This is a genomic window from Thermovibrio sp., from assembly GCA_015488335.1.
Taxonomy (GTDB): domain Bacteria; phylum Aquificota; class Aquificia; order Desulfurobacteriales; family Desulfurobacteriaceae; genus Balnearium.
Genome location: WFNZ01000051.1, coordinates 32,534 through 51,568 on the forward strand (window position 1 = coordinate 32,534; position 19,035 = coordinate 51,568).

At 45.8% G+C, this 19,035-nt stretch carries 21 protein-coding genes; 5 read left to right on the top strand and 16 right to left on the bottom strand.

Going from position 1 to position 19,035, the window contains the following annotated elements; translation table 11 throughout:
* From nuoK to pstC, 11 genes are all read right to left on the bottom strand, one after another.
* Window positions 1–309: an NADH-quinone oxidoreductase subunit NuoK gene (gene nuoK, locus F8H35_RS05970; RefSeq protein ID WP_472572626.1), complete on the bottom strand. Its 309-nt coding sequence runs from the start codon at window positions 307–309 to the stop codon at window positions 1–3.
* Window positions 309–788, bottom strand: a complete 480-nt coding sequence (locus tag F8H35_RS05975; RefSeq protein WP_472572627.1) for an NADH-quinone oxidoreductase subunit J — start codon at window positions 786–788, stop codon at window positions 309–311. The genes nuoK and F8H35_RS05975 overlap by 1 nt, the downstream gene beginning before the upstream one ends.
* A complete protein-coding gene (locus tag F8H35_RS05980; protein ID WP_472572628.1) occupies window positions 788–1,399 on the bottom strand; it encodes a 4Fe-4S binding protein in 612 nt (203 codons plus the stop codon). The genes F8H35_RS05975 and F8H35_RS05980 overlap by 1 nt, the downstream gene beginning before the upstream one ends.
* A 9-nt stretch (window positions 1,400–1,408) precedes the next feature.
* Window positions 1,409–2,353 carry a complex I subunit 1/NuoH family protein gene (locus F8H35_RS05985; RefSeq protein ID WP_472572629.1) on the bottom strand — a complete coding sequence of 315 codons (945 nt, stop codon included), beginning with the start codon at window positions 2,351–2,353 and terminating at the stop codon, window positions 1,409–1,411.
* 10 nt (window positions 2,354–2,363) lie between these two features.
* Window positions 2,364–3,533, bottom strand: coding sequence for an NADH-quinone oxidoreductase subunit D (locus F8H35_RS05990; protein ID WP_472572630.1), 1,170 nt, complete (start codon window positions 3,531–3,533; stop codon window positions 2,364–2,366).
* Entirely contained in the window at window positions 3,533–4,000 is a 468-nt protein-coding gene (locus tag F8H35_RS05995; protein WP_472572631.1) for an NADH-quinone oxidoreductase subunit C, read from the bottom strand. The genes F8H35_RS05990 and F8H35_RS05995 overlap by 1 nt, the downstream gene beginning before the upstream one ends.
* Window positions 4,001–4,009: 9 nt before the next feature.
* Window positions 4,010–4,480: an NADH-quinone oxidoreductase subunit B gene (locus tag F8H35_RS06000; RefSeq protein WP_472572632.1), complete on the bottom strand. Its 471-nt coding sequence runs from the start codon at window positions 4,478–4,480 to the stop codon at window positions 4,010–4,012.
* Window positions 4,477–4,812: an NADH-quinone oxidoreductase subunit A gene (locus F8H35_RS06005; protein WP_472572633.1), complete on the bottom strand. Its 336-nt coding sequence runs from the start codon at window positions 4,810–4,812 to the stop codon at window positions 4,477–4,479. Before F8H35_RS06005 ends, F8H35_RS06000 begins: the two co-directional genes overlap by 4 nt.
* A gap of 134 nt (window positions 4,813–4,946) precedes the next feature.
* Window positions 4,947–5,726, bottom strand: coding sequence for a phosphate ABC transporter ATP-binding protein PstB (gene pstB / locus F8H35_RS06010; RefSeq protein WP_472569008.1), 780 nt, complete (start codon window positions 5,724–5,726; stop codon window positions 4,947–4,949).
* 8 nt (window positions 5,727–5,734) lie between these two features.
* Window positions 5,735–6,577, bottom strand: a complete 843-nt coding sequence (gene pstA, locus F8H35_RS06015; protein ID WP_472572634.1) for a phosphate ABC transporter permease PstA — start codon at window positions 6,575–6,577, stop codon at window positions 5,735–5,737.
* A 3-nt stretch (window positions 6,578–6,580) separates the two neighbouring features.
* Entirely contained in the window at window positions 6,581–7,510 is a 930-nt protein-coding gene (gene pstC / locus F8H35_RS06020; RefSeq protein WP_472572635.1) for a phosphate ABC transporter permease subunit PstC, read from the bottom strand.
* 90 nt (window positions 7,511–7,600) lie between these two features.
* Here pstC and F8H35_RS06025 point away from each other — a divergent pair, with 90 nt between their 5' ends.
* From F8H35_RS06025 to F8H35_RS06035, 3 genes are all read left to right on the top strand, one after another.
* On the top strand, window positions 7,601–7,819 hold the full coding sequence (locus F8H35_RS06025) for a hypothetical protein (protein WP_472572636.1): 219 nt from the start codon (window positions 7,601–7,603) through the stop codon (window positions 7,817–7,819).
* Between the two features lie 166 nt (window positions 7,820–7,985).
* Complete coding sequence (dnaE, locus tag F8H35_RS06030; RefSeq protein WP_472572637.1) at window positions 7,986–11,441, top strand: DNA polymerase III subunit alpha; 3,456 nt, start codon at window positions 7,986–7,988, stop codon at window positions 11,439–11,441.
* A gap of 10 nt (window positions 11,442–11,451) precedes the next feature.
* Window positions 11,452–12,387, top strand: coding sequence for an acetyl-CoA carboxylase carboxyltransferase subunit alpha (locus F8H35_RS06035; RefSeq protein WP_472572638.1), 936 nt, complete (start codon window positions 11,452–11,454; stop codon window positions 12,385–12,387).
* A 17-nt stretch (window positions 12,388–12,404) separates the two neighbouring features.
* Here the strand turns inward: F8H35_RS06035 and F8H35_RS06040 are convergent, their stop codons facing one another.
* Both F8H35_RS06040 and F8H35_RS06045 read right to left on the bottom strand, forming a co-directional pair.
* The gene (locus F8H35_RS06040; protein WP_472572639.1) at window positions 12,405–13,655 is read right to left on the bottom strand and encodes a DEAD/DEAH box helicase; all 1,251 of its coding nucleotides are present in this window, start codon (window positions 13,653–13,655) and stop codon (window positions 12,405–12,407) included.
* 90 nt (window positions 13,656–13,745) lie between these two features.
* Window positions 13,746–13,952, bottom strand: coding sequence for a cold-shock protein (locus tag F8H35_RS06045; protein WP_472572640.1), 207 nt, complete (start codon window positions 13,950–13,952; stop codon window positions 13,746–13,748).
* A gap of 264 nt (window positions 13,953–14,216) precedes the next feature.
* Here F8H35_RS06045 and F8H35_RS06050 point away from each other — a divergent pair, with 264 nt between their 5' ends.
* Both F8H35_RS06050 and F8H35_RS06055 read left to right on the top strand, forming a co-directional pair.
* Window positions 14,217–14,540, top strand: a complete 324-nt coding sequence (locus F8H35_RS06050; protein WP_472572641.1) for a hypothetical protein — start codon at window positions 14,217–14,219, stop codon at window positions 14,538–14,540.
* Window positions 14,541–14,543: 3 nt separating this feature from the next.
* On the top strand, window positions 14,544–15,458 hold the full coding sequence (locus tag F8H35_RS06055; RefSeq protein WP_472572642.1) for a selenium metabolism-associated LysR family transcriptional regulator: 915 nt from the start codon (window positions 14,544–14,546) through the stop codon (window positions 15,456–15,458).
* Here the strand turns inward: F8H35_RS06055 and F8H35_RS06060 are convergent.
* The 3 genes from F8H35_RS06060 to F8H35_RS06070 are packed head-to-tail and all read right to left on the bottom strand — an operon-like array spanning window position 15,430 to window position 19,024.
* Entirely contained in the window at window positions 15,430–16,410 is a 981-nt protein-coding gene (locus F8H35_RS06060) for an HpcH/HpaI aldolase/citrate lyase family protein (protein WP_472572643.1), read from the bottom strand. The genes F8H35_RS06055 and F8H35_RS06060 overlap by 29 nt on opposite strands.
* Window positions 16,394–17,185 carry an NAD(P)H-binding protein gene (locus F8H35_RS06065; protein WP_472572644.1) on the bottom strand — a complete coding sequence of 264 codons (792 nt, stop codon included), beginning with the start codon at window positions 17,183–17,185 and terminating at the stop codon, window positions 16,394–16,396. Before F8H35_RS06065 ends, F8H35_RS06060 begins: the two co-directional genes overlap by 17 nt.
* Before the next feature lie 39 nt (window positions 17,186–17,224).
* Window positions 17,225–19,024 carry a TonB-dependent receptor plug domain-containing protein gene (locus F8H35_RS06070; protein WP_472572645.1) on the bottom strand — a complete coding sequence of 600 codons (1,800 nt, stop codon included), beginning with the start codon at window positions 19,022–19,024 and terminating at the stop codon, window positions 17,225–17,227.
* Window positions 19,025–19,035: the final 11 nt, after the last annotated feature.

Consider the following 19,035-nt stretch of genomic DNA (forward strand, 5'->3'; position numbering starts at 1 on the left):
CTACCACCTCAGGTTCCTGATTTTTGATGGAATAACCTCACCAAACCGCTTGTAGAAGACGATAACTATAGCCAGACCAACGGCAGCCTCAAGGGCCGCAAGACCTATGGTGAAGAACGCGAATATCTCACCGTCAACGTTCCTCTGAGCTGAAAAGATGGCAAGATTCAGGTTTGCAGCGTTGATAATCATCTCAACGGCAAAGAGCATCCTGATAACTGATCTCCTTGAGAGAAGGCCGTACACCCCCACAGCAAGGAGAGAAAAGGATAGAAATAGGTAAGCATGAACGTCCGCTTCAAGAAGCATTACTTAGCCTCCCTCTTTTTCGTAATGATGGCGTTTGCCATGTAAAGGAGGGCTGACACGATAAAGCCCAGAACTATAGTGAAGAAAGAGTACTTCTCAACAAAAACAGTTCCAAGAACTTCCGTTGAAAATGTCTTAAATGGCAAGGTATCTATAGCACTTAAGAAAGAGAAAAAGGTTCCCAGAATAAGGAGAAGCAAGCTCAAGACTATAGCCTTAACGGCTTTCCCTTCAGGCTTCTTGTAGCTTTCACCGATCATCATTATCGCAAAGAGAACGAGAATCGTTACACCACCTGCGTAAATGGCAAGCTGAACACCACCCAAAACGGGCATATTTAGACCGAAGTAGACAAGGGCTATCTCTGAGAGGAGAACGACAAATGAAACGGCCGCCCAGAGGAGTGAAGTCGCCTCAAGGGCTATTATGGCGCTCCCTATAACAACGGCATAGATAATCCAGAAGTAGACGTTCCCCATTACTCCTCTCCTTTACTTCCTTTCTGAGAGTTATCTCCCTGTTGTGGCTTTTCCTCTTTTCCCTTTTCTAAAGAGGGCTGTTCTTTTTTAGCTTCAGCTTTTGCTTTGGCTTGTTGAGCCTGCTGTTTCTTCTTCAAGGCTTCCTGTTTTTTCTTCTCAAGGAGTTCCTCCATCTTTTTAGCCTTCTCAAGGGCCTCTTCAAGGTTTTCAGGCTCAAAAACGTACTCTGTTAACTTATCCCAGGTAACATCTTCAAGAATCATTGAGTAGTGGTCTGTAAGTTTTATTGCTTTCTCTGGCTTTGTTGGACAGGCATCCTCACAGAGCCCGCAGAACATACACTCATTGGCCCTAACCTTTGGAACAGCCCTTGGCTTCTTAACCCCTGTTGGAACCATATCTATACAGTTAACGGGGCAGGCCCTTGAACACATTCCACAGCCAATGCAGAGCTCCGCATTTATGATGTGTTTGCCACGATAGTGGAGCTCCCTCTTTATCCCTTTATCCCACCATATTTCCGTAGCCTTTGGAGCAAAGAGAGCTTTAGTTACCCTTATAACTTTTTTCGTTGCCTCAAAAGGTATCTTTAAAGCGTCTTTAGCTTCCATCTAACCTCCTTAAGAGATGAACATTTTGACGAGAATAATGAAGGCAAGGTTCAAAAGGGCTAAAGGAGTTAAAACTTTCCAACAGAACCTCAAGAGCTGGTCCATTCTGATACGGGGAGTTGACGCCCTTACAACGAAGGTAAAGACGTAAAGCCCAAGAATCTTTATGAAAAACCAGACAATTCCCGGAAGGACAGGCCCTTTAAACCCTCCTAAGAACAGAACAACGGCAACAGAATAGAGAGCAAAGAGCTCTATCAGCTTAGAGAGAACGAGGATTGCGTAGTTAAACCCGCCAAACTCTGTAAGGAAACCATAGACAATTTCCTGCTCAGCCTCCGGTATGTCAAAGGGCGGTCTGTCTGTAACTATGAGAGTTGCAGTCACAAAGATGAGAAACGCCGGAAGAAGGATAAAGAAACCTAACCAGGAGCTCTCATGAACTATCTGAAGGTGGTTGAGAGTTCCGTAGAAAACAGCAGCAGCAAGGGCGGAGAGCCAGAGCGGGATCTCACCCGAAATCATCTGGTTAACAACCCTTAAACCACCGATGAAAGAGTACTTACTCTTTGAAGCCCAGCCTGCGTAGAAGAAAACCGGAGGCATACCGGTAACAAGGGCCAAAACAATAAGGAGATCAAAACTTGTGCTTACTATATAGCTGTGCTCAGAGAACGGTATAAAGGCAATCAGAGCGGCAACCATCAGGAAAGCAACAAATGGAATGAGAGAGAACAACAGTTTGTTCGCCCTCCTCTGAATGATGAACTCCTTTTGAAGGAGTTTAAAAACGTCTGCTGTTGTCTGAAGAATTCCCCATTTACCAACGTAGTAGGGTCCCGTCCTCAGGTGAACATCGGCAAGAATCTTCCTCTCCATGTAGAAGATTGTAAGGAAAACGACCAACAGAAAGAGAAAACCGGGGAAAAATATCGCTTTAATCCAGGCTTCCATTCCAGGCCTCCTACCTGTCTATATCACCGTGACACATGTATAGTGATGCAAAGATAACGGGAACGTCTGCAAGCTTAACGTTTTTCATCATTTCGGGCATCGCCCAGAGGTTGGCAAAAGAGGGAGCTCTCATCTTCAACCTGTAAGGCCCGGTTCCACCATCGCTAATAAGGTGGAAGCCGAAGCATCCACGGGCCCACTCAACGTTAACGTAAGCCTCTCCAGGAGGAACTTTAATGGGGAACTTTGTTCTCCACTCTCCCTCTGGAAGTCCCTCAATAGCCTGCCTGATAATCTTTGCAGACTCTATAAGCTCCTCCCATATGACCAGATACCTTGCGTAGGCATCACCTTCTTCCTTCGTTACAACCCTAAAGTCAAGCTCTCCGTAAGCAGTATACGGGTAGTCTTTCCTAACATCTGAAGCAACGCCAGAAGCCCTAAGAGCAGGACCCGCAAGACCGAGCTCTACAGCTTTCTCCTTTGGGACAACACCAATCCCCTGGGAGCGGAGTTTTAATGTAGGATTATCAATAAACACTTCTGTATACCTTGGAATAAACTCTTTTTCAAGGAAATCAACAGCCGAAATCATTTTCTCTATAAACTTTCCTGTTGGTTCATACCTGACACCGCCAGGAACAATAGAAGCAGTTGCAATTCTCTGCCCGGAGTAAACCTCAAAGGCGTCAAGGAACTTCTCACGGGCAATCAGTGCCCATTGCATAGGGGTATGAACACCGAGAACACCGATAAAGCCACCAAGACCTATGAGGTGGCTTACAATTCTTCCACCCTCACAGAGGATAGTCCTCACGTAGTCTGCCTTCTTTGGAACTTCAACGCCTGCAATCTTTTCAGCTGCAATGGAGTAACCGGTCATCGTTCCAAAGTTATCTATGAAGCAGGCCCTCTCAACGTTTACAATGGCGTTCTGCCATGTTCTATACTCAACCAACTTCTCAAGGAGCCTCAGAACGTAGCCGATATCCGGGTCAACCTTTACAACCTCATCTCCGTCAACCCAAACCTTCAGCCTCATAGGACCTGAGGCTGGATGCTGAACACCCCAGTTGAGCTGGAGAAGTTTCTCCTGTAAAAGACCTAAATCCTCTCCGGAAACCTCTTTTGTCTCTTCAACGACAAACGTGTATCCTGCAAGAGAGATGCTGTTTCCCATTACTTCTTCTCCTTAGAGGGCTTCCTGTGTTTTTTGAAGTCGTAAGACTTCCTCAATGGAAACCAGCCTTCTGCCCACTCTGGAAGGAGCATAACCTCAAGACGTGGGTTCCCTATGAACTCAACTCCAAACATCTCCCACGCTTCCCTCTCGTGGGGCTGAAGGGGAGGGAATATGTCTGAAACTGTTGGAATTGATAAATTGTCTTCCGGTAAATTGACTCTAACCATAACGAACTTTTTATCGTTCAGGTTTTCCAGAATGTAGTTAACCTGAAAACCCTCTCCCTTTGGAGTGTAGTCAACAACAGAAACAGTATGGGGGTAGTTAAAACCATTGCTCTTCAGAAACTTCATCAGATCCCTGAGCTGCTCTTTCTTACACTCTATAAGGAGCATATTGGTATCGTAAGCTTCCGATTCAAGCCCAAACTCAGACTTTACTTTTTCCCTTATCTCCTCAAGCATGGCCACTCCTTAATACTCCAGCTCTTCCATACGGTTCGGGTGTTTTTTAGCAGCGTTTTCTCTATCTCTGAGAATTATCTCTTTAAGTCTTAAGAAACCTTCAAGAGTTGCTTCAGGGTTTGGTGGACAGCCTGCAACGAAAACGTCAAACGGGATATACTGAGAAACGTCAACGGCAACGAAGTCTGAATCCCAGTAAGGACCTCCGCCTCCTGCACAGGCACCCATACCGAAAACGTATCTTGGCTCAGGCATCTGCTGGTAAACCCTCAACAGAACGGGAAGAACCTTCCTTGAAACAAGCCCTGTAACGATGATGAAATCTGCCTGACGGGGGCTGGGAGTCATCATAAAGCCGTACCTTTCCCAGTCAAAACGTGGTCCCATAAGGGCCAGAACTTCTAAGGAACAACAACCGCTGCAGAAATGAACTCCCCAGGGGGAGTTTGACCTTGTCCAGTCAAAGAACTTAAGTATCATCGTCTGTTTCCTCCAACCATCACGTAGGTAAGTGGAATCATTAAGAGGAGTGAGAAGAGGATGAATATCCAGCCGAACTTTGGATCGCCTTTACCAACGGAGTAGAGAACGAAGAAGACACCGGCTATATCCATTGCAATGAAGATAATTGCGTAGAAGTAATACTGAAAGTTAACGCTTGAAATGATAGGCTCTGGAGCTGGAAGACCACACTCGTAGGTGTCTTCCTTTACAGGGTGCGGGTTTTTGGGAGCTACAGCAACAGACATCACCCACAGAGTGAGACCTGCAAGCGCCATAACGACTATGAAAACGATAAAGCTGTAGAGCATCTCTCCTCTCCTGAGCTACCGTTTAGGTGATATTACCAAATTGTAAAAGAAATGTAAACAATCTGTAAAAATCCCGGTTGAGATTATTTTAAGATAGAAGAGACGGAAAGGTCAAGGATTATGAATTTCTAATTTTACCCAAATCTTCCTGTAATGTAGTCTTCGGTAAGCTTTTCTTTTGGCTTAACGAAGAGCTCCTCTGTTTTGTTGAACTCTATCAGCTCTCCCATATACATAAAGGCCGTGTAGTCAGAAACCCTTGCAGCCTGCTGCATGTTGTGGGTAACGATTATCACAGTGAGCTTATCCCTGAAGCTGACAACTAATTCCTCAATCTTTGCAGTTGAGATGGGATCTAAGGCAGAGGTGGGCTCGTCAAAGAGGAGAACTTCCGGTTCAACAGCTATAGCCCTTGCGATACATAGCCTCTGTTGCTGTCCGCCTGAAAGTGCTGTTGCCGGTTTGTTGAGTTTATCTTTAACCTGATCCCAGAGAGCTGCATCTTTTAGAGCCTTTTCAACCCTATCGGCAAGCTCAGTTTTGTTCTTTATACCCTGGAGCCTTAAGCCGTAAGCAACGTTGTCAAAGATAGACATGGGGAAGGCCGTGGGCTTCTGGAAAACCATTCCAACCCTTATTCTGAGTTTTATAACGTCGTAGTTGGGGTCAAGTATGTTCTCTCCATCAAGGAGAATTCTCCCCTCGTACCTGTTCCCGGGGTAGAGGTCGTGCATCCTGTTGAAACACCTGAGAAGTGTCGTTTTACCGCAACCGGAAGGGCCGATGAGGGCAGTCACTTTTTTCTCTGGAACCTTGAAGGAGATGTCTTTCAAGACCTGATGGTTGCCGTAGTAGAACTTGAGGTGGTCTACAACTATTTTCTCAGGCTCTGAAGGCTCTATAACAAAGGCCATTTTCCCTCCTACTTTTTGAACTTATAGTGGGCAATAACTCTACCTAAAATGTTTGCCCCTAAAACGCCAAACGTGAGGATTATAGCCGCTGCCCAGGCAAGATCCTGCCAGTACTTGTAGGGGCTCATTGCGTAGTCGTACATGGTAACGGTTAAAGAGGCCATTGGCTGGAAGATGTTTAAAGTGAAGAAGTTATTGTTGAAAGACGTAAAGAGGAGTGGAGCTGTCTCTCCGCCTATTCTGGCAACGGAGAGTATTACGCCGGTTACTATTCCCGTTATTGCAGCCCTGTAGACAACGTCTTTTATAACCTTGAACTTTGTTGCTCCGAGGGCGTAGGCGGCCTCGCGGAGCTCCGGCGGAACCATCCTCAGCATATCATCCGTTGTCCTGAGGATTATGGGAATCATCATTATGGCCAGAGAAACTGAGCCGGCCAATCCCATAAAGTGGCCGAAGGGCTTAACCATAATGGCGTAAACAAAGGTGCCCACAACTATTGAGGGAATGCTCATCATAACGTCAGACAGATCCCTTACAAAGTTTGCCCATCGACTTCCTTTCCCATATTCTGAAAGATACGTTCCTGCAAGGATTCCAATGGGAATTCCTATAACTGTTGCAAGAAAGACAATTATCGTCTGGCCAACTATTGCGTGTTTCAGTCCACCGGTGTTGTCTCCAGGGGCAGGCGGATCCCCGATGAAGACTTCCCAGGAAAGGGAACCTAAACCTTTATACAGAAGAGTTCCCAGTATCCAGAAGAGCCACATAAGGCCAAAAAGGGCTGCAAGGGTTGAGAGGACAAGGACTAAGCCGTTTACAAACTTTCTTTTCTTAACTGCGTCCAAGATCTACCTCTCCACCTTTTTAAGGAAAAGGAACTTTCCAACAACTATTACAAAGAAGCTCATAACGAAGAGAATAAAAGCAAGGTAGAACAGGCTTGAAAGGTAGATGTCTGTATCTGCCTCTGTGAACTCGTTTGCCAGAGTAACAGTAATAGAGGTTGCCGGCTCTAAAAGGGAGTGGGGGATTACAGGCTGGTTACCCATAACGAAGGTTACTGCCATCGTTTCGCCTAAAGCCCTTCCTAAAGAGAGGATTACTCCACCTACAACGCCGAGCTTTGCGTATGGAATAACAACGTCTTTCATAACGTCCCACTTTGTAGCTCCCAGGGCGTAGGCAGACTCTTTCAGGATGTCTGGAACCATTTTGAAGGAATCCCGGGATATGGCGGCAGTGTAGGGAAGTATCATTATTGAAAGGACAATTGAAGCCGTTAAAAGGCCGATACCCGGAGTGTAGCCTTCAAACCACTGGCCGATTAAGGGAAGTTTCCCTAAAGTGGCGTGGATTACCGGCTGGAGCTTATCCCTCATAAAGGGTGCAAAGAAGAAGAGCCCCCACATTCCGTAGATGATACTGGGAATGGCTGCGAGGAGCTCTATGGCCACACCAACGGGAGTTCTCAGGTAGTGGGGAGCAATCTCTGTGAGGAAGATTGCAACGCCGATAGCCACGGGAACGGCTATAAGAATGGAGATTATGGTGCTGACAACGCTTCCGAAGATGGCGGGAGCTCCCCCAAACTTATTCATTGGGGGATTCCACACCGTTGAGGTTATAAACTTCCAGACGCCAAAGGTTTTAATGGCAAGTTCGGATTCGCCGTATAGAACAACTGCAAGGGCAATCAGTATAAAAATGACCAGAATTGCCGAAAGAGCTGCAACCTTACCGAAAGTCCAGTCTGCCCAGAATCCACGGCTTTTGGCCATACTCCAACTCCAAGCCTTTATGCAGGCCAATTTTATAACAAGTCTACTCAACTGATAGAATTTTCAAGAAATTCTTATCAGGAATAGCTCTTGAGCAGAGTAGAAAAAGAGATTGAGTTCTACAAAGAAATTTCGGGAAAGCTCATTTCCATTTCTATTCTTGTAGGAGCTGGCACCCTGGCCGTCTGGCATAAGGAGGGTTTCTCCATCTGGGTTGCGGCTGGAATTGTAGGTTTTTACTTCTCCATCTTGGCTGTTGGGATTAGTTTGAAAAAGTGGAAAAACAGAATCAACTCACTGGAGGATTAATGGCAACAGTTGCAGGTCTTTTGATATTTATAGGCATACTGCTCCTCATAGGAGTTCTACTCTGGAGCGTTGTCTGGACACCAAAAAAAGCCTGATTCCCTCTGTGGACAGAGAAATCCTTTCAAAGTATATTGACCTTTCTAACGAAACGTAAAGGGAGAAAAGAATGGCAGTAAAACCCGGAGACTTTGTCCACCTTCATCTCCACTCACAGTATTCCATCTTAGACGGTGCAATAAAGGTAAAAGACCTTGTTGATAAAGCTGTAGAGTATGGAATGCCTGCCGTTGCAGTAACGGACCACGGGAACATGTTTGCCTCTTACGAGCTCTACAAAACCTGTAAAGATAATGGGATAAAGCCAATAATCGGCCAGGAGTTCTACATAGCCAGAGGCTCCCGCTTTGACAAGAGCAAGGGAAAAGAGGGAGAGAAGGGGAGCTACCACCTGATACTCCTTGCAAAGAACGATACAGGACTCAAGAACCTTATGAAGCTCAGCTCAATAGGGTTCATTGAGGGTTTCTACTACAAGCCGAGAATTGACAAAGAGGTTCTGGAAAAGTACAGCGAAGGTTTAATAGCCCTCTCTGCCTGCATTCAGGGAGAAATTCCTCTTCTTTACCTTATGGGTAAGGAGAAAGAAGCCGAAGAAGCTGCAAAGTGGTATAAGGAACTTTTCGGAGACGACTTCTACTTAGAAATCCAATACCATGGAATTAAGGAACAGGAAAAAGCCAACAGGTTCCTGATAGAGCTCTCCAAGAAACTTGACATAGACCTTGTTGCAACAAACGACGCCCACTACCTCAACAAAAAGGACTGGGAAGCCCACGACGTTCTCCTCTGCCTTCAAACAGGCAAAAAACTTGCTGACGAAAAACGAATGAGGTTCCCGAGCAAGGAGTTCTACTTCAAAAACGCCCAGGAAATGATGGAAGTTTTCAGTGAAGTTCCCCAGGCCGTTTTTAACACGCTGAAAATAGCAGAAAAGGTGGAAGACACACTGGAAACATTTGAGAACAGAGGATACCTGCTTCCAAAGTACGAGGTTCCAGAAGGTCACACTTACGAAAGCTATTTAAGGAAACTTGCAGAGGAAGGCCTTGAAAAAAGGTTTAAAGAACAGGGAATTTTAGACGGAGAGGAGAGACAGAAATACTACGAAAGGCTCAACCACGAGCTGAAAATCATCAGTGATATGGGATTCCCGGGCTACTTCCTCATAGTCTGGGACTTTATCAACTGGGCAAAGAGAAACGGAATACCAGTGGGACCGGGAAGGGGTTCGGCGGCAGGCTCTTTAGTTGCATACGCTATAGGAATTACAGACATAGACCCGCTGAGATTCAATCTTCTCTTTGAAAGGTTCTTGAACCCTGAAAGGGTAACGATGCCAGATATTGACGTTGATATCTGTCAGGAGGGAAGGGACAGAGTAATCCAGTACGTTCGGGATAAGTACGGAGAGGACAAGGTCTGCCAGATTATCACCTTTGGAACCATGAAAACAAAAATGGTTGTTAGGGATGTTGGAAGGGTTCTTGGAATCCCGCCGAAAGAGGTAGATAAGTTAGCAAAGCTCATTCCCAACGACGCAAAGTCTGTTGAAGATGCTGTTGAGAGAGCTCCCGAAATCAAAGACCTGATGGAGAAAAACCCGACAATTGAAAGGCTCATAAAAATAGCCAGAAGGCTCCAGGGGCTTGCCCGCCAGACGGGAGTCCACGCAGCAGGCGTCGTTATAGCACCTGAAACCCTCACAGACTACATCCCCCTTGCAAAGAGTAAAGACGGAGACATCACAACACAGTACGACATGGGTCAGGTTGAAGCCTTGGGTCTTCTGAAAATGGACTTCTTAGGCCTTAAAACATTAACAATCATAGATAGAACCATAAAGCTCATAAAGGAAAGGCACGGCGTTGAGATAGTTCCGACAAAACTTCCTTTAGACGACAAGAAGACCTTTAAGCTTCTTCAGGAGGGGAACACAATCGGCGTCTTCCAGTTAGAATCAAGGGGAATGAGAAACCTGATGAAGAGGCTAAAGCCCAGCGTTTTTGAGGACATAATCGCCCTTGTTGCCCTCTACAGGCCCGGTCCCCTTAACTCAGGAATGGCGGAAAGCTACATAAAGAGGAAACACGGAGAGGAGGAGGTTGACTACATCTTCCCCGAGCTTGAGCCGGTTCTTAAAGAAACCTACGGCCTCTTCATCTACCAGGAACAGATAATGCAGATAGCCAACATACTTGCAGGCTACTCTTTAGGAGAGGCAGACCTTTTAAGGCGGGCAATGGGTAAGAAGAAGAAGGAGATAATGGAGGAGCAGAGGGGAATCTTCGTCTCAAGGGCTGTTGAGAGAGGATACCCGAAAGATAAGATAGAGAAGCTCTTTGACGATATTGCAAAGTTTGCAGAATACGGATTCAACAAGTCCCACTCTGCAGCCTACGGATTCCTTGCCTACGTAACCGCCTACCTGAAAGCCCACTACCCGAAAGAGCTGATGGCAACAATGATGTCTATTGATTTTGACAAGACAGACGAGATTGTGAAGTTCATGAAGGACTGCAAGGAGAACGGAATTCCTGTATTCCCGCCGGACGTAAACAAGAGCGGTGCCTACTTTGAGATTGAAGGTGAGGGAATTCGTTTTGGGCTTGCAGGAATTAAGGGCGTTGGAGAGAAAGCCGCTCTCCACATTGAGGAGGTAAGAAAGAAGGGTGGGGAGTTTAAAGACCTCTACGACTTCTGCCAGAGGGTTGACCTGAAGATTGTAAACAGGAAGGTTATTGAAGCCCTTATAAAGGCTGGAGCTTTTGATTCAACGGGAATTTCAAGGGCTGCAAACTACGAGGTTTTAGACAGGGCAATGAACGCAGCCCAGAGCATTCAGAAGTCAAGGAGCAAGGGGCTTATGAGCCTCTTTGGAGATGAGACGGCAGTTGTTGAAAAGGAGTTTCCCGATATTCCAGAGTGGAACGACAGGATTAAGTGGGAGTATGAGAGACAAGCCATAGGATTCTACCTCTCCGGCCACCCGTTGGAGGAGTATAAGGGTGTTGTTGAGCTGAAGTTCAACTCCTCGTCTGAGAAAGAGGAGTGGAAGGATGGAGAGGAGGTTTTCCTTGCAGGAGCCATAACTGAAGTGAAGCTTAGGAGGACTCAGAGGGGAGAGCTCTGGGCAACCTTAGAACTTACAGACCTTGACGGAACCGTATCCGTTCTGGTCTTTCCAAACGTTTACAGGGAGGTTTCGGAGCTCCTCACTGAAGGAAACCTTATAGCCATCAGAGGACAGGTGAGAGAAGAGGAGGAGAGCAAGAGCGTTATAGCAAGGGAGATAGTTTCCGTCCGTGAAGCGGTTTCTGGGCAGGTAAACGAGATTGTTATAACAATTGAGGGAAATCAGATTTCAGAGGAAACCCTAACGAAGCTCAGGAGCTTCATAGAGGAGAACTCCTCACCCGACGGGAAACCGGTTGTTGTTGAGGCGGAGCTCCCCGACTGTTTTGTAAAGTTGCAAATAGACCCGGACTTGAAGCTACCCCTTGATGCACATATTCTTAAGGAGCTTCAAAACAGCCTGCAGCTCAAAAAAGTGAAGGTAAACTGAGGTTGAAAAAATGGCCGGACTGCACGAGTTTGAACTTCAGGTAGATAGACTCAGAAAGAAGATTGAGGAACTAAAGAGCATGGGAAAGCACGACCCTGCCGTAATTGAGGAGATAGAAAAGAAGTTCCAGAAGAAGATTGAGGAGTTCTACAGGAACCTCTCCGCCTGGGATAGGGTTCAGATTGCCCGCCACCCCAACCGCCCCCACGCCGTTGACTACATAAGGGCAGTTTTTGAGGATTTTGTGGAGCTCCACGGCGACCGCCACTGCGGAGACGGAAAGGCGATAGTTGCAGGATTTGCAAAGTTTGAAGGCGAGAGCGTTTGTGTAATCGGCCAGGAGAAGGGAAGGGAGACAAAGGAGAAGATAGAGAGGAACTTCGGAATGCCCCTTCCCGAGGACTACAGGAAGGCCCTAAGGGTTATGAAGCTGGCAGAGAAGTTCAAAAGGCCCATCATCACTTTAGTTGACACCCCTGGAGCCTTTCCCGGAATAGAGGCAGAGGAGCACGGCCAGTCTGAGGCCATTGCAAGGAACCTCTTTGAGATGTCAAAGCTGAAAGTTCCAGTAATCAGCGTTGTTATTGGAGAAGGAGGAAGCGGAGGAGCTCTTGCAGTTTCAGTTGCAAACAGGCTTTTAATGTTTGAGAACTCTATCTACTCAGTAATTTCCCCAGAAGGGTGTGCAGCAATTCTCTGGCAGTCTCAGGATAAGGTTAAGGAGGCAGCAGAGGCTCTAAAGCTGACCGCTGAAGAGCTCAAAAAATTAGGAATCGTTGATGAGGTAATTCCTGAGCCTTTAGAGGGTGCCCACAGGGACTGGGAAACAACATTTGAGAACTTCAGAAACTACGTTAAGAAACACCTTGACGAACTGAAAAAACTCTCACCTGAAGAACTCGTTGAAGACAGGTATCAGAAGTTCAGAAAGATTGGAGCTTTTTAAAGAGGCAGGCGGAAGGCCTACCTCATAACCTTTGAGAGGAGGAGAGAAACAATCTCCTCAGCAGGTCTTTCCTGAAGGAGCTCCTTTGCAAGTTTCCTAACCCTTTCAGGAACTCGGCTTACATCTGCAGAGAGGAGCTTCTCCTTCAGCTCTTTAACGTCGTTTACCCTGAACCTCTCAGGCCTTATGCCTTTAAGTCCCTTAATCCTGTACATTCTTCTCTTCTCAGGCTCTGCAACAAGGCTTATCGCCGTTCCTTCCCTTCCGGCCCTTCCAGTTCTACCGATTCGGTGGACGTAGCTCTCAGGGTTTTCAGGGAGTTCATAATTAATAACAAGGCCAACGTCTTTAATGTCAAGGCCTCTGGCTGCAACGTCTGTAGCAACGAGAACTTTAACTTTCCCTTCCCGGAAAGCCCTTAAAACGTTCTCCCTCTGCCTCTGTGAAAGGTCTCCGTGGATGGCCCTTGCGTTTATGCCCCGGCGCTGGAGCTCCCTCTCAATATCGGCAGCGTCCCTCTTTGTCTTCACAAAAACGATAGTTGCCGTTCCCTCGTTCTCCTTCAGAATCTTCTCAAGGGCTTTCAGCTTGTCCTCACTCCTTACAAGTAAAACCCTCTGCTTAACCTTAGGAGTGATAAGCTGTTTGCTGACCTTGATGAACTTATAGCCGGGCTTCAGGTAGCTATCTATCAGCTTTCTAATCTCGTAAGGCATCGTGGCCGAAAAGAGCATCGTCTGTTTCTCTTTGGGAGTCTTTGAGAGGATCTCTTCAATGTCCTCAATGAAGCCCATGTCTAACATCTGGTCTGCTTCATCTAAAACGGCGTAGCGAACTCTATCAAGCCTTAAAATTCCCCTGTTTATAAGATCTTTCACCCTTCCGGGAGTTCCAACAATTACCTGGTTTCTGCCCCTTCTCAGAATGTTTGCCTGCCTCTCTATGGAAACCCCGCCGTAGATAGGGTAGGCTGAAATTCCCTTGTTCTTCCCTATCAGCGAAATCTCGTGGGCAACCTGAATGGCAAGCTCCCTTGTTGGAGTCAGGATTATCGCCTTAACTCCCCTCTCTCTCGGGCTTATTCCCTCAACAATGGGAATTCCAAAAGCTGCCGTCTTTCCCGTTCCTGTCTGCGCCTGACCAACAATGTCTTCGCCTTTAAGAGCAACAGGGATAGCCTCTTTCTGAATGGGAGTAGGCGACTCAAACCCCATCTCTTCCAGAGATTTCTGAATTCTCTCATCTAATTGATCAAAACTGAACTCCATGTGTCCTCCTTAAATAAAAATTGCCACGATTCCCGCCGCCGTTTCAGACGGAAACCGTGGCAACTATTCTAATTAAAGTTGTTCTCTAAGTTAAAGCCTTTCTACATCTACAGCTTTAAGGCCTTTCTCGCTCTCTGTAACGTTGAAGGATACTCTTTCACCCTCTTCAAGGGTTCTGAATCCTTCTCCGCTGATGCCTGTGTAGTGGACGAAAACGTCCTGTCCGTTGTCGGCTGTGATGAAGCCGTACCCCTTCTTTGAGTCAAACCACTTCACTGTTCCTGTGAGCTTTTCCATGTTCCTTACCTCTCTAAAAGTTTCTTAAAAAGTTAAAAGCCCCAGAAGGCAGAAACGGCATGCCTTCTGGGGCCTTACTCAGTTTCCGTCGTGCTGCCTTCCGTATCTGGGAAGCTAATTTAACACTTTAAAGAAAAAGCGTCAACTACAGGTAAAATTTTTTCCCGTTGAAAGCAAAGGAGGACAAAGGATTAAATTCTTCTCAATAAAAAATAACAGAAACTTGATAGAATATAAATTCAGACATTTTAACGGAGGTGTAGTATGGCCAGGAGCTTTAACGACGGCCTTGCCAAGGGGCTTGGGATAGGAGCAACAATCGTAGGGCTCTACATGATGACAATGTTCTCTCTTCTTCCACTCGGTATCTTTTCAAAGGTTTTAAACCTTAAAGACTACTTTGGACTGAAAATTGGACTGGCTGCCATTTTCTCACTCATAACTTTTCTCTACTATATCCGCTACGTTAAAAGCCTTAAGCTTCCACCTATTGTTTGGGGATTTGGCGCAATGATTTCAATAATCATGTCTGGAGTTCTCTTCTTCGTAACAGTTGACGTAGTACTAAAGATTTTGGGGTTAGAGTAAGAGATGGACATTAAACAGTTAGAGGTTTTTGCTAGGGTTTTTGAGAACCAGAGTTTTTCCAAAGCTGCACAGCAGTTGGGTCTATCTCAGCCCACTGTCAGCACCCACATTCAGCACCTTGAGGACGTATTAGGGAAAAAGCTCTTTGACAGGGTTGGAAGGAAGGTAATTCCTACAGCAGAGGCCAGGATACTCTACCGCCACGCCGTTGAGATACTGAAGAAGAGGGAGGAGGCTCTGGCGGAGCTCCTCTCGTTAGACAAGAAACCCCACACGGGAACTGTAAAGATTGCAGCCAGCAACATTCCCGGAGATTACCTGATTCCCCACGTTTTAAGAAGATTGAGGGATATCTTCCCTGAGGTGACGTTTATCGTTGAGATATTTGACTCAAACAAGGTTATAGGAATACTTAAAGAACAGCTCCCCGCTTTTGACATAGGGTTTGTTGGCCTTGAGGTTAAAGACCCAAAGCTTGAGGCAAAGAAGATTCACGACGACGAGATAGTTCTGATAGCTCCACCCTACCACAAAGGGGATTCCGTAAACCTTGAGGAACTCCCCAAACTTCCCCTCATATTCCGTGAGGCAGACTCCGGAACGAGGAGAACTGTTGAGGAGGAGCTGAAGAAAGCCGGAATCGACCCGAGAACACTGAACGTTGTTGCTTACCTTGGGAGCAACACGGCAATTAAAGAGGCCGTAAAGCGAGGAGCTGGCTACGGTCTGGTTTCCAAATACTCCGTTGAGGATGAGGTTCAGTGCGGGAAGCTGAAAGTTCTAAAGGTTAAAGGGCTTTCAATAAAGAGGTGCTTCTTCGCAGTAAGGAGAAAGGATATTACTCCCCTACCGGTAGTGAGAACGCTGTGGGAGAGGTTAGACAAGCTCTTCAAGAACGGGAAAAACGGAGAGTGTTAAGGGCACTTTTGTAAATGGGCTGGTCTATGAATTTCCCACTGTAGGCCACTCCTCCCTTTCCCTCTTTCAGCGCTTCTTCGTAAACTTTAACAATTTCTCTCGCCTCCTCTATCTCCTCTTCCGTTGGTGAGAAGACCCTGTTTGCAATCTCAACCTGCTTAACGGATATGCACATCTTACCGGCAAACCCCATCTCTTTCTCAGCTTTTGCCTCTCTCTCAAAGCCCTCAAGGTCTTTGTAGTCCTGATACGCAGGAGCTATAGGGTAAACGCCGCGGGAACGGGAGTGGAAGACGAATGATTCCCTTATGAACTCCCCGAGCTTTCCAGACTGGAACTTCTGGGGAAGGGAGAGCTCCCCAAAGAGGTCTAAAATCCCAAGGTAAACGGCGTTAATCCTTTCTGATGCCGAAAGAATTTCAGCTAAACGCTCAACGGCCTCTGGAGTCTCTATGGAGAGCTGAATCTTTATGAAGCCCTTTTCCACTCCTCTTGAAGTTTCAAAAGCGGAGATTAGCCTGTCTAAAGCGACAACGTCCTCAGGAGAGCGGACTTTACTGAGGCGAAAAGCGTGGGGAATGGTAGGAAGGAGCTCCGTTAAATCGTCGTATAAGAACCGGGAGTCTATCGGGTTAACCCTGACAACTATCTCCTTACTTCCGTCAAAATCGGTGTTTAGTAGGAGCTTTCTGATTAAGAGCCTTGCAAAGGGCTTCCTCTCATCTGAAACCCCGTCTTCAACATTGAATATGATTACATCGGCAGGCCTTGAGAAGACTTTTCTTAAATGTTTTACACGGTCTCCAGAAACGATGAGTGCAGACCTTTTAAAGGGGTTCTCAACAGGCTTCCTTACCGGTTTCCCCTCGGGGAACTCCTTTAACTTCTCTACGCTCTCTTCTCCCTTCAGAACCCTCTCTGCAGTATCAAAGAGCTCATCTAACCTTTCCAACCTCTCCTCCGCAGGTGTTGTCTTTAATCATCTTAAACTGCTCTAAGTCAAGGCCTCCAATTTTCAAAACGGCAAAAGGAAACAGGAAAACTTTTGGAACCTCAACAACAGGCCTCTTTATTCCCATCTCTTTTAAAGCTCTCCTGAAGAGCTCCCCCATTGTAATAACCTCATCTCCGCAGAGCTCAACGGTTCCAGAAATCTGGCACTCAACAGCTTTCAAAACAGCCTCAACAACTTTCTCTACTTTAACGGGCTGGACTTTCATACGGGGAGCTCCCAGAACCGGAAGAAACCGTGAGAGCCTCTTTAAATCGTCGTAGAGCTTCTGCCCTTTTCCAAGAACTATTGAAGGTCTTAAGATTGCGTATGGAATTCCACTATTTCTAACAATCTCCTCGGCTACCCACTTCGTTTTAAAGTAGCGGCTCTTCTCTTCCGGCGACGTTCCAAGGGCTGAAATCTGGACGAACTTTTCAACGCTGTGTTTCTTAGAGAGCCCCACAAGTTTCCTTGTAAGCTCAACGTGAACTTCCTCGTAGGTTGAGCCTTCCTCTTTTAAAATCCCAACAGAGTTAACAACTGCAAAGGGTTTTAGCAAAAAGGCCTTTTTGATATCTGAAAGGGAAAAAACAGAGAATTCGGGAAATCTTCCTCTGAGCTTTTCAGGATTCCTTGAGATCAGAATGGGCTCATAACCCTTTTCAGATAAAACTTTAACCGTATGGGAACCTATGAAACCTGAAGCCCCTGCAATCAGAACTCTCTTTCCCATAAGAAAAATTATAGCGGGGCACAGAGCCCCGAAAAGGAGTTAAAACCTGAAATCGGTTCCGATAAAGAGAGCTCTCCCCATAGTGTTGTAGCCGTAGGCAAGCTCGTAGTCCTTATCTGTAAGGTTAACTCCCTTAGCGTAGATGTTAACCCTGTCGTTAAGCGCGTAGGAAACGTAGCAGTTGTATGTTGTGAATCCGCCAAGAGTATTACCATTTGAATCTTCTCTATCGGAGTAGTGAAGAGCCCATAGAGAGAACTTAATATTTCTATATCCACTTTTTAGACCAACGGTATAGTTAAACTTCGGTCTTCTTGCAAGCTTACTCCAGCTAACGCCATCAAACTCTTTTGCCCTTGTATGGGTATAGCTACCAAAAATGGAGAAATACCTGCAGGGTTTAACGTTAAGCTTTATTTCTACACCCTCAGTAATGGCTTTCTTGTAATTTCTATAACCTCCCCAGGGAGTTACAGGAAGGTTGAAATCCCAATCAATAATATTCCAGACGTGGTTCTTGAAGTAATCAACTTCAAAAGAGGTTTCAACTCCATGAACTTCTGGAACAGACTGTTTAATACCTACAATCCAGCCTTCACTTGTTTCAGCTTTAAGATTCTCATTTCCACCGTAGCCGTAAAGCTGGAAGATAGAGGGAGCTCTAAATCCTGTTCCGTACTCTCCCTTAAAAGTCGTTCTCGTCTTCTCAACTCCGTAAGCTGCAGAAACTTTATAGGTTGTCTTATCTCCAAAGGTGCTGTGAAAATCCCTTCTTACAGCTCCGGTCAGATAAAAACCGTAGTATTCGCTGTGCGCCTCTAAAAAGAGGGATTTCAAGTTTACTGCATGTTTTGATGGTATTTCTGCTTTCTCCTGTCTGTAGTTAGCTCCACCGGTAATGAAAAGATTATCTGTCAGGTAGTAAACAGGTTGAAATGAGAAGTATCTAACAATACCTATATAATCACTTCCGTAATTTCTTAACTCTCTATTATTTCCCAGTAGCGTAGAAACAGTAAGCTTATCCGTTAGAATGGTATCCACCTTTAAACTAGCAAAGAACTGATTAAAAGATGTTTTAGCTCCCGAAACAGAAGAATCATAATCTGCAGAACCCCCTTTCATCTTCAGATTTCCTGTTATCTTAACTCTGGAAATGGGATTCCATCCGAAACTAAACCAGCCTGTTTTATATCTGTAACCGTCGTTATCAGGCTCGTAGGAATAAGATTTCTTATTAGTAGCACTAAAACCGTTTGTCTTAAAACCTTCACCGGTGAAAGAAAGAAAACCATCTTTGAGCTTTAAAGCCGAATAAATACGCTCTTTAAAAGTTTTATACTTACCTCCCTCAAAATTCAAAGAAATCGTGCTTTTTTTAGGTTTTTTTGTAATGATATTTATCACACCAGCAACTGCATCGGAGCCGTAGAGAGCTCCCTGAGGTCCCTTTAAAACCTCTATCCTATCAACGTTGCTTAAATCTATATATGCCAAATTTGGTTGACCGTCTGTCGTAGATGGATCGTAAACAGGAACACCATCAATCATTAAAAGAATGTGCTTTGTTGGAAGACCTAACATGTAAAGACTCGTTGTTTGACCGGGGCCTCCGTTTGATGAGATAGTTAATCCAGCAACGTATTTAAGAACATCTGTTATTGAGGTAAAGCCCATCTCTTTTATCTGTTCCTGTGTGATGATGTCAACGTCGTCTCCAACGTTTTCAAGTGGAACTGAAACCCTTGTGGCGGTTACCGTTATCTCCGGTTCATTACTCTGGGCAAAGGCAGGAACCGACAAAGCTAAAAGAGTTGCAGCGGCTAAAAATCTCCTCACTTTTCACCTCC